This window comes from Panacibacter ginsenosidivorans, assembly GCF_007971225.1.
Classification (GTDB): domain Bacteria; phylum Bacteroidota; class Bacteroidia; order Chitinophagales; family Chitinophagaceae; genus Panacibacter; species Panacibacter ginsenosidivorans.
Window position 1 is genome coordinate 4,199,485 of sequence record NZ_CP042435.1, and the last position, 14,098, is coordinate 4,213,582.

At 37.7% G+C, this 14,098-nt stretch carries 11 protein-coding genes; 5 read left to right on the forward strand and 6 right to left on the reverse strand.

Annotation, left to right across the window (positions count from 1 at the left end; all coding sequences use genetic code 11):
* Positions 1-166: 166 nt before the first annotated feature.
* The 4 genes from FRZ67_RS17640 (at position 167) to FRZ67_RS17655 (ending at position 4,973) form a co-directional block, all read left to right on the forward strand.
* Complete coding sequence (locus FRZ67_RS17640) at positions 167-2,560, forward strand: alpha-ketoacid dehydrogenase subunit alpha/beta (RefSeq protein ID WP_147191699.1); 2,394 nt, start codon at positions 167-169, stop codon at positions 2,558-2,560.
* Between the two features lie 108 nt (positions 2,561-2,668).
* Positions 2,669-3,142, forward strand: coding sequence for a DUF4920 domain-containing protein (locus FRZ67_RS17645; protein WP_147191701.1), 474 nt, complete (start codon positions 2,669-2,671; stop codon positions 3,140-3,142).
* A gap of 147 nt (positions 3,143-3,289) precedes the next feature.
* The gene (locus FRZ67_RS17650; protein WP_147191703.1) at positions 3,290-4,240 is read left to right on the forward strand and encodes an isoaspartyl peptidase/L-asparaginase family protein; all 951 of its coding nucleotides are present in this window, start codon (positions 3,290-3,292) and stop codon (positions 4,238-4,240) included.
* A 232-nt stretch (positions 4,241-4,472) separates the two neighbouring features.
* Positions 4,473-4,973 (forward strand): hypothetical protein, encoded by a 501-nt coding sequence (locus FRZ67_RS17655; protein ID WP_147191705.1) that lies wholly within the window; start codon positions 4,473-4,475, stop codon positions 4,971-4,973.
* Between the two features lie 141 nt (positions 4,974-5,114).
* On the opposite strand, the gene FRZ67_RS17660 is transcribed toward FRZ67_RS17655, so the two are convergent.
* Positions 5,115-5,549 carry a DoxX family protein gene (locus tag FRZ67_RS17660; protein WP_147191707.1) on the reverse strand — a complete coding sequence of 145 codons (435 nt, stop codon included), beginning with the start codon at positions 5,547-5,549 and terminating at the stop codon, positions 5,115-5,117.
* A gap of 243 nt (positions 5,550-5,792) precedes the next feature.
* On the opposite strand from FRZ67_RS17660, the gene FRZ67_RS17665 reads away from it, so the two are divergent.
* A complete protein-coding gene (locus tag FRZ67_RS17665; protein ID WP_147191709.1) occupies positions 5,793-7,184 on the forward strand; it encodes a serine hydrolase domain-containing protein in 1,392 nt (463 codons plus the stop codon).
* A 139-nt stretch (positions 7,185-7,323) separates the two neighbouring features.
* Here the strand turns inward: FRZ67_RS17665 and rbp are convergent, their stop codons facing one another.
* From rbp to FRZ67_RS17690, 5 genes are all read right to left on the reverse strand, one after another.
* Entirely contained in the window at positions 7,324-7,614 is a 291-nt protein-coding gene (rbp, locus tag FRZ67_RS17670; RefSeq protein WP_147191712.1) for an RNA-binding regulator, read from the reverse strand.
* Between the two features lie 347 nt (positions 7,615-7,961).
* The gene (locus FRZ67_RS17675; protein WP_147191714.1) at positions 7,962-9,002 is read right to left on the reverse strand and encodes an agmatine deiminase family protein; all 1,041 of its coding nucleotides are present in this window, start codon (positions 9,000-9,002) and stop codon (positions 7,962-7,964) included.
* Positions 9,003-9,025: 23 nt separating this feature from the next.
* Entirely contained in the window at positions 9,026-9,904 is an 879-nt protein-coding gene (locus FRZ67_RS17680) for a carbon-nitrogen hydrolase (protein ID WP_147191716.1), read from the reverse strand.
* Between the two features lie 211 nt (positions 9,905-10,115).
* Positions 10,116-12,017 (reverse strand): DUF3858 domain-containing protein, encoded by a 1,902-nt coding sequence (locus tag FRZ67_RS17685; RefSeq protein ID WP_147191718.1) that lies wholly within the window; start codon positions 12,015-12,017, stop codon positions 10,116-10,118.
* Between the two features lie 8 nt (positions 12,018-12,025).
* Positions 12,026-14,032 (reverse strand): transglutaminase family protein, encoded by a 2,007-nt coding sequence (locus FRZ67_RS17690; RefSeq protein ID WP_147191720.1) that lies wholly within the window; start codon positions 14,030-14,032, stop codon positions 12,026-12,028.
* Positions 14,033-14,098 lie beyond the last annotated feature (66 nt).

Below are 14,098 nucleotides of genomic sequence, written 5' to 3' on the forward strand. Positions count from 1 at the left end.
AGACAATTGTCTTTTTGGAAAATCTTTAAAATGATAATTGTTCTTTAAAAGTTATCTTTAATAAAACTTAAAACGTACCCGGTTTATTTTGTAAATGGGCTGAAGATGTGCATTTTATTTTGCCTGTTAATTTTTGCTTAAACAACGTAAACTATACATTTGTCGCATGGAAAACAGTTCAGCTACAATCCACCAGCAAGAGGGTATGCTTTCTTATGAGGATTTCAGAAATGAAGTGTTGAAAGATTACCGTGTAATGCTTGAAAGCAGGGAAACCAGTTTACTTGGCCGACGCGAAGTGCTTACTGGTAAAGCCAAGTTTGGCATTTTTGGCGACGGCAAAGAGATGGCGCAGGTTGCTATGGCCAAATTTTTCAGACCGGGAGATTGGCGCTCAGGGTATTATCGTGATCAGACTTTCATCTTTGCGTCTGGAATTGCTACTGTACAACAATTTTTTGCGCAATTATATGCTGATCCGGATTCCAACCATGAGCCATTCAGTTCAGGAAGACAAATGAGCAGCCATTTTACTTCTCCCAACTTTGACACACGGGGCAAAACACTTCCCCTAATACAACAGAAAAATGTGGCAACAGATATGGCCCCTACAGCAGCCCAAATGCCGAGGAGCCTTGGACTGGCATTGGCTTCAAAATTATTCAGGAACTCCCCTGTTTTGAAAGATCAGACTGATCTTTCCGATAATGGTAATGAAGTGTGTTTTTGCACTATTGGAGATGCTTCTACATCAGAAGGGCATTTTTGGGAAACAGTAAATGCAGCAGGTGTGTTGCAGGTACCACTTGCCATATTTATCTGGGATGATGGTTATGGTATTTCGGTACCAAAAAAATACCAGACAACAAAAGGGTCTATCTCTGCGGCTTTAAAAGGCTTTCAAAAAAGAAATGATACCAATGGCATTGATATTTATACCGTAAAAGGTTGGGATTATGCAGGTATGTGTGAAGTGTTTGAAGCGGGTCTCGATAAGATCAGGCAAACACATATTCCTGCAGTTTTTCATGTTGAAGAAATAACGCAACCGCAAGGGCATTCTACTTCAGGTAGTCATGAACGTTACAAGGATGCTGAACGACTGCAGTGGGAGCGTGATTGGGACTGTATCAAAAAAATGAAGGAGTGGATTCTTGAAAATAATATTGCAACAGAAGATGAACTTGAAGTGATTGAAGAAGGGGCAAAAGAAATCGTAAAGCAAAGCCGCAGCCGCGCATGGGAAGAATATGTCAATCCTATAAAAGAAGAGGTTTCGAAAGCTGTAGATGTTATAAGATCAACTATTGTAAACGACATTGAACGGTACAATGAATTACAGAAAATAGCCAAAGGCCTTGAAATGAACAGGGATGTTTTGCGAAGGGATATCATGCATGCCTTGTCCCTGGCAATACATGCCGCTGGCAAAGCTGCGTTTGCAGATGATCTTATTAATTATTACAACGAACAAAAAAAATATTACAAATCTGTTTATAATTCTTATTTGTATAACCAGGGCGCAAGCAGTGCCATGCGTGTAGAAGCAACAGAACCTGTTTTTGCTAATGATGCACCTGCTATAAATGGTTATGAAATTATTAACCGGTATTTCGATCAGTTGTTTGCGCACAATAAACAAGTGGTGGCTTTTGGAGAAGACGTAGGTTTTATTGGTGATGTAAACCAGGGTTTCGCTGGTCTGCAGGAAAAACATGGTGAATACCGTGTTTTCGATACCGGCATCCGTGAATTAACTATTATGGGGCAGGGCATAGGTCTTGCACTAAGGGGCCTGAGACCTATCGCAGAAATTCAATATCTCGATTATCTGGTATATGGCTTGCAACCTTTAACTGACGATGTAGCTACACTGCAATACCGGACAAAAGGAGTGCAACATTGCCCGCTCATCGTTCGTTCAAGAGGTCACCGGTTAGAAGGTATCTGGCATAGCGGTTCGCCAATGGGCATGATCATAAATTCTTTGCGTGGTATGCATGTATGTGTGCCAAGAAATATGGTACAGGCTGCTGCAATGTATAACACTATACTCAAAAGCAATGACCCAGCTATTATCATTGAATGCCTTAATGGCTACAGGTTAAAAGAAAAATTGCCTTCCAATCTTTTGGAAATAACCGTTGCACTCGGTGTGCCTGAAATATTAAAAGAAGGTGATGACATAACCATTGTTTCTTATGGTTCTACATTACGCATCATTCAGGATGCAGCAAATAGATTAGAACAACACCAAATCAGTTGCGAAATCATAGATGTACAAACTTTGTTACCGTTCGATATTCACCACAGTATTCTTGAATCACTGAAGAAAACTAATCGTATTGTGTTTGTGGATGAAGATGTTCCTGGTGGCGCCGCAGCGTATATGTTCAATAAAGTTATGGAAGAACAGGGTGGTTACCGTTGGCTGGATGTTGCCCCCAGAACTATTACTGCAAAGCCACACAGGCCTGCTTATGGCAGCGATGGAGATTATTTCAGCAAGCCCAACGCAGAAGATATCTTTGAAACTATTATGGAAATGATGAATGAATAATTTTTTGAGCCAGGCCAAATATTTTCATGGCATCAACTGTTGCGTCGCACACTTGTACTTGTCAAACTTTATGCATCAGAATAAATCAATCTCATTAAACCATTTGTTATGAAAGCACTTTATTCATTCATCATTTTATTACTTATTACTGCTGCTGTGCATGCTCAGCCGCCAAATGTTCCTGCAGATAAAGGAGCGACCTTCGGTGCCAAAACAACCCCGGAAGATGCCATAACTGTAGATCAACTTGCTTCTGTTATGAAAAGCAGGGAAGGCAAAAAAACAGAAGTTAAATTGAAAGGAACTGTAACATCTGTATGTGAATCTATGGGCTGCTGGATAAAAATAAGATCAGCAGATGGAGATATGATGGTAAAAATGAAAGACCATTCATTTTTTGTTCCGCTGGCATTGAATGGAAAAGAAGTAGTTGTAGACGGCATTGCTGAAGCAAAAGAAACTTCCGTTGAAGAGTTAAAAGATTACGCAAAAGATGCCGGCAAAAGCAAAGAAGAAGTTGATGCTATTAAAGCGCCAAAAATGGAATTAACCATAACTGCAAAAGGAGTATTGGTGTTATAATAGTGAACTGTAAAATGTATTAAAAGCGGGTTGCTTGCAAAGTGATTCGCTTTTATTTTGCTCAATAACATTCAACAGTACAAGTGTGCGACGCAACAAAAGTTTAATGTTTGGGCAAAAGCAGGGCATAAAAAATTTCTCAAAAAAATGGATAAAAAATTTGCATTGGCAATACATGGTGGCGCCGGAACGATTCTTAAAGCAGAAATGACGCCTGCACTGGAAACCGCATACACACAGGGTTTGAGAGAGGCGCTGCATGGAGGTTATGCTGTATTGCAGCAAGGGGGTTCTTCTATAGATGCAGTGAGTGCAGCGGTTATATTGCTTGAAGACAATATTTTATTCAATGCAGGCCGTGGTGCTGTATTTACAAAAAAAGGCTTGCACGAAATGGATGCAGCCATTATGGAGGGCGAATATTTAAGTGCAGGTGCTGTTACAGGTGTACGTAATGTGCGTAACCCAATTACACTTGCAACAGCAGTAATGCGCAATAGTGATCATGTTTTTTTGAGTGGAGAAGGCGCCAATGATTTTGCTGCACAACAAGGTATCAAATTAGAACCGGATGAATATTTCTTCTCGCAATTCCGGTATGATCAATGGATAGCTATTCGTGATTCTGATGCCTATGCCCTCGATCATTCCAATGATGAGGGAGAGCGTTTTATGAAAGACAAAAAATTTGGTACTGTTGGCGCTGTTGCCTGCGATATGTTTGGCAATATTGCTGCGGCAACTTCTACCGGTGGTATGACGAACAAAAAGTATGGCCGCGTTGGCGATACGCCCATTATTGGTTCGGGTACTTACGCCAATAATAATACATGCGCAATTAGTTGCACCGGTCATGGAGAGTTGTTTATACGTGCCGTAGCTGCTTACGATGTAAGTTGTTTAATGGAATACAAAGGGCTTTCTCTTCATGATGCGATGCAAATTGTAGTGCAGGAAAAACTGGTAAAGATCGGTGGAGAAGGCGGTATGATCGGCGTGGATGCACAAGGAAATATTGCTATGTTGTTTAATAGTGCAGGCATGTACCGTGCTGCAAAAAACGATGGTTCCGAAGCAATTGCTATTTATGAAGAATAATATTTTTATGTAACCGGCTATTATATTTCAATTAAGTTTTTGTTGCGTCGCACACTTGTGCTGTATTACTTTTGTTTAACAAAAAATACCTAAATGTTAGTAACAAAAAATTTTTGCAGTTAGTGGTTTATAATTTCGTAATAAAAGTAAATTTTAAGTAAACGAAAATGGTATATTAACTGTTATAAAATGAAAGTTGTTTAAGAAAATTAGTATTCAAAAATTTAGAGCAATGGCACATCCAAATATTGAATTGATAAACGCATTGAAAGAAACTGCAGCTCGTTTGAAAAAAGGTGCGCACTACGCATGGGGTAATCATGGTTCCTGTAATTGCGGTAACCTGTTGCAGGTAGTAACAAAATTGAGCAAGGAAGAAATTATACGTTATGCACAAACCGGTACCGGAGAATGGACCGAGCTTGCCGAAGAATATTGCGGCATTACTGATGCACCTGTTAGTCTATTGATACACAAACTTGAGCAACTTGGTTTAACCACAACAGATATTCATAATCTCGAATACCTGGAAGACAGAGAAGTATTGAAAAACTTGCCTGGCGGCTTTCGCTGGTTAAAGCGCAACATTAAGGAAGATGTGATCGTTTATTTTGAAACATTTGCAAATATGCTGGAAGAAAAAATTATAGGGCAGGTTGATATTACTTCATTGATGAATAAAAATGAGCAGGAAAAATCTTTGCAAAAAGAAATGATGTTTATCATTGCATAATATATCTCTAAATTGAAAGAAATATTTTGATGCATATTGCTGCTCAGAATATAATAAGCGCCTGAAGTGTGCGACGCAACGAAGATGCCCAAAGCTATAAAGCCGGGCTCATAATTTTTTTCGAATGAAAACGCAATGCCCTTATATTTTTTTCTTCCTGAAATAATTATCAAAAGAAAAAGGTCCGCTACCTTCTACAAGAAAAAAGACCAGCAACATTAAAATAATTGCAGAAAATAACAGTTCTGAATCTCCTGCAAATACATTTCTGTTTGAGTTGATAAAAAATACCGCACCAATAAGTATAGGGATTTGTAATAGTACGGCGAGACGTGTAAACAGGCCGATGATGATGGGACAGCCGCCAAATAAATGTGCCCATGGAATAAAATCTGAAAGCCAGACTGCACTTTGAGGAATAGCACTTTTTTGGAGCAATTGCGGAAGCAATGTGCTGTTTTTAATAAAAGAAATCCCTTTAATAAAAAGAATAAAGCCAAGAGCGGCACGTATGGCTACCAGCCATTTGGGGTGATGTTTTACACTCCAGCCATCTATTTGATGCAGTAAGTTCATAACATCTTTTTTTGAAGTGAAAAAGAAAAGAGCAACACTAAAGTTACAACAAAGAATAAACCAGATTAAGCATTTTTTAGATAATTAAAGTTCTTTTACACTAAAATTTGAATCATATAGCAATTGTTTTGAAATAAATATTAGGTCAAACACTATAAGTATTAAGTGGCTTTGTAATTCTTCTGCTTTACATGTTATATTTACTGTACATACATTTTATACTTTATAAACTTTTTCAATTTTATGAAGATTAAAAAAATTATACTGAGTAGTTTACTTGTAATAATAATTGCTGCACTTTCCTATGGAATTTATTATTGTTCTGTTTCTTTTCCTATCGTTAGTGGGTATGGTGCCAAGAATATGTGCAGTGCTGTTTTTCTTGCGGGCCGCAGTGAGCAACAGGAACGCGAACAGGAGCTTGGGTTTTCGCCCATGACGTTGGGAACATTTACCGTTGATTATAAAGATTCTTCTGTAACAGGCTCTGTGTTTGGATTTGCCAAACGCAAAGCAATTTACAGAACGGGTTTGGGTGCTACACTCATCAATGAATTATCTGAAAATGAAGTGCGTAATCAAAAATTCAGATTGGCTGTAAAACCTTTTATAAATACAGATACAATTGCCTGGCCAATGGGTGATAAAATTAATGCCGTAATAGATTCATCTATAGATATGCTAAAACTGAATGATGCAGTGGAAAATATTTTTGTAGAAAAAGATACTGCAAATCCTATTCGCACAAGAGCTGTTGTGGTATTGCATGATGGAAATATTGTTGCAGAACAATATGCTAATGGGTTTACAAAAGATACAAAGCTTATTGGCTGGAGTATGACCAAAAGTATTACCAGCGCATTAACAGGCATACTTGTAAAGCAGGGGAAATTGCAGGTTGATGCACCTGCACCTGTTGCTGAATGGAAAGATGCAAATGACCCGCGCCACCAGATAACTTTAAAAAATATTTTGCAGCAAACTACCGGTCTCGATTTTCTTGAAGATTATACAAAGAGCAGCGATGCTACAAAAATGTTGTTTCAAAAAGCAGCAATGGGCACCTACACAGCATCGCATGAGGCAAAAGATAAACCTGGCACTGTATTTTATTATTCAAGCGGCAACACAAACTTATTATCGCGCATTATAAGAGAAACAGTTGGCGAGAATGATTACCATGCTTTTCCTTATGAACAATTGTTCTATAAACTTGGTATGTACAACACTATCATGGAACCAGATGCGTCTGGCACTTTTGTGGGCTCTTCTTATTCTTACGGTGTGGCAAGAGACTGGGCACGCTTTGGCTTATTGTATTTGAATGATGGTGTTTATAATGGAGAGCGTTTATTGCCCGATGGCTGGGTAAAGCAAACAGCCACACCTTCAGATGCTGCAAAGAAAGGAGAGTATGGTTACCATTTCTGGTTGAATGCCGGGGCAAAGAATGATCCTGCAAATCGCTCTTACCCGCATTGCCCCGCGGATATGTATTGCTGCGATGGCTACGAAGGTCAATTCGTTTTTATTATTCCCTCAAAGAATCTTGTTATCGTGCGTTTGGGTTTAACCCAGCACGATAATTTTGATGCAGATAAATTTGTTGCAGATGTTGTTGCATCTGTAAAATAATTTTTTTGCGGGCATTTGTTTTTTATGGCATCGGTTGTTGTGTCACTCACTTGTGCGTTCTGTTTTTCATAGCGACAAATTAACAGCATAAAAAAAGCGTTCAGTACTGAACGCTTTTTTAAACTAGCTTATAGTTGAACTACCAACGATTGCTACCTGAGTTAGAAAAAGACTTTTTTGGTCTGTCTTCTCTTGGTTTTGCTTCGTTAACCCTGATTGCGCGACCATCAACAGTAGCGCCATCCAGTTCTTTGATAGCTTTCTGAGCTGATTCATTGCTGGGCATTTCTACGAAACCAAAGCCACGGCTGCGGTTTGTAAATTTGTCCATAATAACTTTTGCTGAAGAAACTTCGCCGTATTCTTCAAAGAAACCCCTTAAGTCTTCGTCCTGTACAGCGAAGCTTAAATTTGAAACATAAATGTTCATGCTTAAAATAATATAAATTAAAAAAATACTTGAGAAAAAAGCAGACGTAAAGAAGACTAACTATTTGCTGACAAAAATGCTTAGCAGAAAAAATCGTTCACTTACCAAATGCTGTAGAACTCAAATTGACAGCGCAAATGTACGTCTAAAATTCTGTTTGTACGGTTTTTATTTTTATTTGTGTTGTTAACGAATTGTAATGTTTGAGAAAGTCTAGTATGACGGAATTGGGCCGAATAAAGAACAGAATGTACAAGTGTGCGACGCAAGAAAAGTATAGTAGAAGATACAGAGCTTGGCTCATAATTTCTTTCATCTTCACATTTGCATCTTCGCACATTTCCACATTAGATAGCAGGCTCCTGTTGGCTTAAACAATGAAAACTTCCCAGGCCCCAGATAATTTCTGTTGAATCTATACCTATCACTTCACGACCAGGAAAACAACTTTGAATAATCTGTAAAGCCTTATCATCTTTTGAGCAACGGAATGTAGGAACAATCACGGCATGATTAGCAATATAAAAATTTGCATAAGAGCATGGCAGGCGCTGATCATTATAAACCAATTCATCGGGCATTGGTAGTTCAACAATGTTTAGTTGTTTGCCATTCAGCAAACGCATTTGCTTTAACTGTTTCAAATTGTGCTGAAGCAATTCATAATTCTCGTCATTTTTATTTTGTTCAATAACTGTTATTACCGTGTCTTCATTTGTAAATCGGACGGTGTCATCAATGTGGCCATCTGTATCATCACCAACAATACCTTCATTCACCCAAAGCACTTGCTCCATACCATAATAATTACAGAGGTATTCTTCTATCTGCGATTGCGTAAGATGCGGATTGCGATTAGGATTCAACAGGCATGCAGTAGAAGTCATTACCGTTCCTGCGCCATTAAATTCAACAGAACCGCCTTCCATAATTATTCCGGGATAAAAAACCTGCAAACCAAAGTGGTTACCAATTAATGTTGGAATTACATCATCCAGATCATACGGTGGATATTTACCACCCCATGCATTATAACCCCAGTCAACAATGGCTTTCTTTTTTTCTTTTTTATTAATCAAAAATGCAGGGCCATGATCCCTGCACCATGCATCGTTTGTAGGATGCATAAAGAATTCTATTTTGGAAATATCGGCGCCTGCATTTTGAATATGTTCCAATGCAAATGCTTTCATTTTTTCATCAGCAACATTAATACGAACGATCTCACTTTTAGTAAGCTCTTTTATAAACTGGCTATAATAAGGAAATATAGTATGAATCTTTTCAGGCCATGATGCTTCTTTATGAGGCCATGATAACCATGTTGCTTCATGCTTTGTAAATTCTGCAGGAAAATGATATCCTAGTTCTTTCGGAGTTGCACTCATTGTTTATCGTCTGTTATAATATATTAGATCTCTTCGTCAATAAATCGTTTTGTAATCGGTTGATAAGAATCAATTCTTCGGTCTCTTAAGAATGGCCAATGGGTTCTGTAACGGTCTGTTTTAGCAAGGTCTATTTCCTCTACATGCACTTCTTCATTTTCATGAGACGCTTTGTAGATAATACTTCCAAATGGGTTGCTTACAAATGAACCGCCCCAGAATTTCATGGCACCATTTTGTTCAAAACCAACACGGTTTACACTTACTACATGCACACCATTAGCAACTGCATGACTGCGCTGTATAGTTTGCCACGCATTGTATTGTTCTGTGTTTGTTTCTTCATCCTGTGAGGTGGCCCAGCCAATGGCCGTTGGATAAAATAAAATTTCAGCACCCATCAATGAAGTGATTCTTGCAGCTTCAGGATACCACTGATCCCAACAGATCAACACACCAAATGTTGCAAATTTTGTTTTGAAAATTTTATAGCCAAGATCACCGGGTGTAAAATAAAATTTCTCGTAGTATGCAGGGTCATCGGGTATATGCATTTTACGATACTTGCCGAGATAACTTCCATCTGCATCCAGTACTGCTGTTGTATTGTGATAGATGCCTTGTGTTCTTTTCTCAAACAATGAAGCAATGATGACAATGCCAAGTTCTGCTGCTACTTTACTCAATGCATCTGTAGAAGGGCCGGGAATTGGCTCTGCCAATTTGAAATTATCGTAGTCTTCCACATCGCAGAAATAGAGTGATGTAAATAATTCCTGCAGGCAAACTATCTGCGCGCCTGCTTTTGCTGCTTCCCATACTTTTGCAATTGCTTTTTCAAGGTTAGCTGCTTTATCTGCAGAGCAACTCATTTGCACAAGTCCCACTTTTACTTTACTCATGGTATAAAATTATGAGCCGCAAAAATATTTAATTAATATGGAAATGTGGTAAATATGAAAACGTGTAAAATTATTACGGACCCATCTGTTTTATAAGTGGCATCACCTGTGGCGTCGCACTCTTGTACTTTCTGTTCATTACTGTTCTGAACGACGAAGTGAGTGACACAACAGGCGATGCTATAAAAAACTACTGTTGACTACAAAAAAATTATCCTTCTTTTTTTATAAATACAATACGGCTGCGATCTGCTTTGTACATGCTATCATAAAATTTTGCAAGTTCTGTGTAATCGGAAGGGGGGAAACGACCTTCGCTACGACGGTAAAGGCGTGTGCAGTTAATATTATCTGCATCAACTTTAAAATGAATTTCATAATCGCCAAACTTGTTGTTAATTATAACATCTTTTGGCATTGATTCTATGTTATAGCCGTCAGGAATTTTGATAGAAACGGTATCCTTATCCGTGAATGATGAAGGATAATCTATATCATATTTGCGTTGGTCTTCTGTTTTAAGCTTTATTGTATTTCTGTTTAAGATGTCGGGCGTTACAAAAATTCGTTTACCTGATACCGATGCGTAATTATTTGCTATCAACTGAAGTTGTTCATCTATGGCAGGCTTTTCCGATTTTTTTTCATCATAATTAAAACTTGTTACATCATAATCAGGAAGGTCTATGTCTTTCTTTAAAGATTCTAATAGCTTATCTTTTGAAAGATGATTTATTTTACCATGTAATTCATCTTGCTGAAGGCATGTATAATGTGTATCAATAGCTGCGGTTAATTTACCTGTTTCATCTATTGCTGAAGTTATGCGGCGTATCTGCGTATTATCTGATGCTTTATAAACAGTGGTGCTTATAATGTGACCGCCTTTATCGTCAATCAGTAGCGCATGCCTGTTTCCGGTAAAATTTCCCTGGTAACCGGCGGAAACAGTTTGGCTGGTACATTCAAGCCACATGGTGTCTTTATTTATAGGTACACAAACAGTAGCATGATTGAATTGATTGGAAGGAAAATCTGTAATGATATCTTCTGCATCATCGCCGGCTTTTATTAAAACATAGTTTGCATTTATTCCAGCTTCTTTAAGTAATGCAACCATATAGTTAGATAAAGCTTTACAATCTCCATAACGTTTTGTATAAACATAATTGGCGTCGAATGGTTGCCATCCGCCAATTCCAAGCTGAACGCTTATATACCTGGTATTTTGCTGTAAGAAATTATAAAGCACTTTTACTTTTTCTTTTTTATCTGTAATGCCATCTGTTAGTTCATGCACTTTCTGTTTTATTGCATCGGGCATGATGTCTCTTCCTTTTAAAAGACTGTTGATGAACATACCGAAGTTTTCCCATGAAGACATTTCCCCCTTATAGCCTTGTATTTCAAAACTTGTGGGTGCAACTATTACGCTTGGTAATATTTCGCGCCAGGATGGCTGATATTGTTCTGAAACTTTTGCCGGTAAATTTTTCAATTCCCAGGTATATACTTTCTGATCTTTTTCTTCTGTAATTACAGGAGTGCCGGGGTAATTAAATTGCTTGTAGCGTATGTCAAGATCTTTTGGGGTAACAACAACAAGCTTGCAGTATTGAACACCCATCGTATTTGATTGCTGGGGATACCAATCAGGAAGATCGAAAACACCATTCAATATTTTTTCTTCTTCATATTCTACTGTATATGGGTAAGAGCGATAATAAAAGCTGTGTGCTTTAAACCGTGTATCAACCATCAGGCTTATATCGTCGTTACCACTGAGGTCCTCAATATCTTTTTTCTTTACATTCTTTAATTGTTTACCCATAGCATCATATAAAGTACCGTCAATATCATTAATGTCGTTAAACTTGTCATACTGTGTGAAGAAAAATGAATAACGATCTCCCGCCTCATTAAGAATTGTATTGACATTTTTTCTATAAATTTTTGCCTTTCCAGGCTCTTTTATTTCTATGCGTAACTCATTATAACGGCAGACAACGTTTGCATTTTTTGAAAGTGTATCGGGTATCAATAAGCTGTTATAAGATTGGGCGCTTGCTGATACCACAGTAAATAAAAATATATGGATGAATAAAGTTTTCACTGAAATAATTATTGTTTTTTAAATACAATTTGTTCTGCTTCTTTTTTTACTATGTATGTAAAAAAATCCCTGAGTGTGGTATAATCCTCAGGTAAGAAGGTTGCTTTACTAAGTATAGTACGGCATCTCAACTGAATATGATCGCCACTTAAACCAATGATATATTCAAACATGCCTTCATCTTCATTTAGTTTAACCCTTGTAGATTTTGGTAATTCTTCTACTGTGTATCCTTTGGGTATTTCCATGTTAAGAATATATGTTTCATTCATACAGGCACCCATCTCCACAGGGTACAGACGTTCTGCAGATTTAAAAGGATTTTCTTTATATGCTTCAGCCAGCATTGGGCTGAAATAAAAGATATCTTCATCTCCTGTATTAAAACTCATTTCGTATTTTATGGAGAGAGGCTGCTCCATTTGTTTTAGAGAGTCGATAGAAGTGTTTGATAAATTTACTTCCATAGAATAAGACTTTTTCATTTCACTGAAAAGACTTTCTACGGATGTCTTCTTTAATTTCCTCCTTATTGCCTGCGATTCTTCATTACCCAACTTACTGGAAAAAGATGCAGTGATTCCTTTTTCGTCATTCATCATAAAGACAGTTGTAATCTTTGATTCCTGCAGAGAATCTGCAGATAGATTGATCAGCGATGGCATATCTGCAACAATTCTTGCTGTTCCATTATAACATTGCAGGGGCAAATGGTTGAAACCATTGTCCGGATCGGAAGCATCAAGTAAAAAAGTTTGGTCTCCTTTTTTAACCTGTGTTATTACATAATTGAATTTGCTCATGATGGGATAGGTTTCCAAAGCTTTGCCATGATCTCTTGTACTTAATAATACAGGGTGCACTTCAAAACCTGCATTTTTAAGCATAGCAGCGAGCAGCATATTTATATCAACTACATTTCCTTTTTTTGCCTGGTATGTTTTTTTGAGTGATTGAGAAAGGTAGCGTGCATTATCATCTATGCAGGTAAAATTGTCCCTTACATATTCAAATATTTTTTTTGCTTTTTCTGTATCACTTGCAGCATTACCGGTTGCGTTCTTTACATCATCATCCAGCCAGTTATTTTCATGGTTTAGTGATTCTCCAAAATATTCATTTTTCATAAGATCTGCAGTCACGTCATACCAGTTTTGCATTACAGGCCGTACAGGTTGATCAGGATAGCGAATGGTAGATAATTGAAATTCTATTTTAGCTACATGATTGCGTAGGGTGGTAGTAAACTCTTCTTCTTTAAGTGCAGGAACATTCTCTGCGGCCCACCTGTGATACAAGGTGCCACTCTGGAAACTGTATGATTCAGTTCTGTCACTTGCCGAAGTTCCTACATCAACAATATTGTAACTTTTTCTGAAAACATCAGAAGAATCAATAACGTACTTGATATAACCCTGCCCAAGGGTAACAAAGTCATAAAAGGCTGGCACAACCACAGAATACTCAGACCATAGCCTTGGATAATCTCCCTGGAAATACCATGGTTCAATGTCACGGTGAGTGGGAGAACTTACTTTATAATCGTACTCAATAATAGAACCTTCTTTTAGGTTGGGAAAAGTGAATTTCAAAATAATATAGTTTTCAATCTTGTCTTTGAAGACGGAACTTTTATCTACTTTAGTTACAATTACTTTTCCATTTTCTATGTTATAGGTAGCCGCATCAAGGTCTTCGAGTTTTTCCTCAAAAGTACCTTCTTTATAAAGTCGTATCTCAATGGTCGCTACATCATCAAAGCTGTTTTTTTTCATTAGCCTTATACGTGTATGCTTGTGGTAGATCACGTTGAAGTCGCCGGAAGTATTTCCTTCATAGTAAGAATTTCCAACATCATATAAATAAACAGCATCAGCAGCAGAATCTACGGCATAGGCAGTTGGTTCAAAGTCTTTGGCAGTTACATCTCCATACTTGATCTTTGGCTGAACAACATTTGCATAAAGCGAAGTAAAGCTTAGCAAAATCAAAAGGGCTAATAAGGGCAAACGCATGGCATTAGCTTTTAAAGGTTAATTTTAGTGTTGTACTGCAAGTAAAGAAATACGGGTAAACTGACA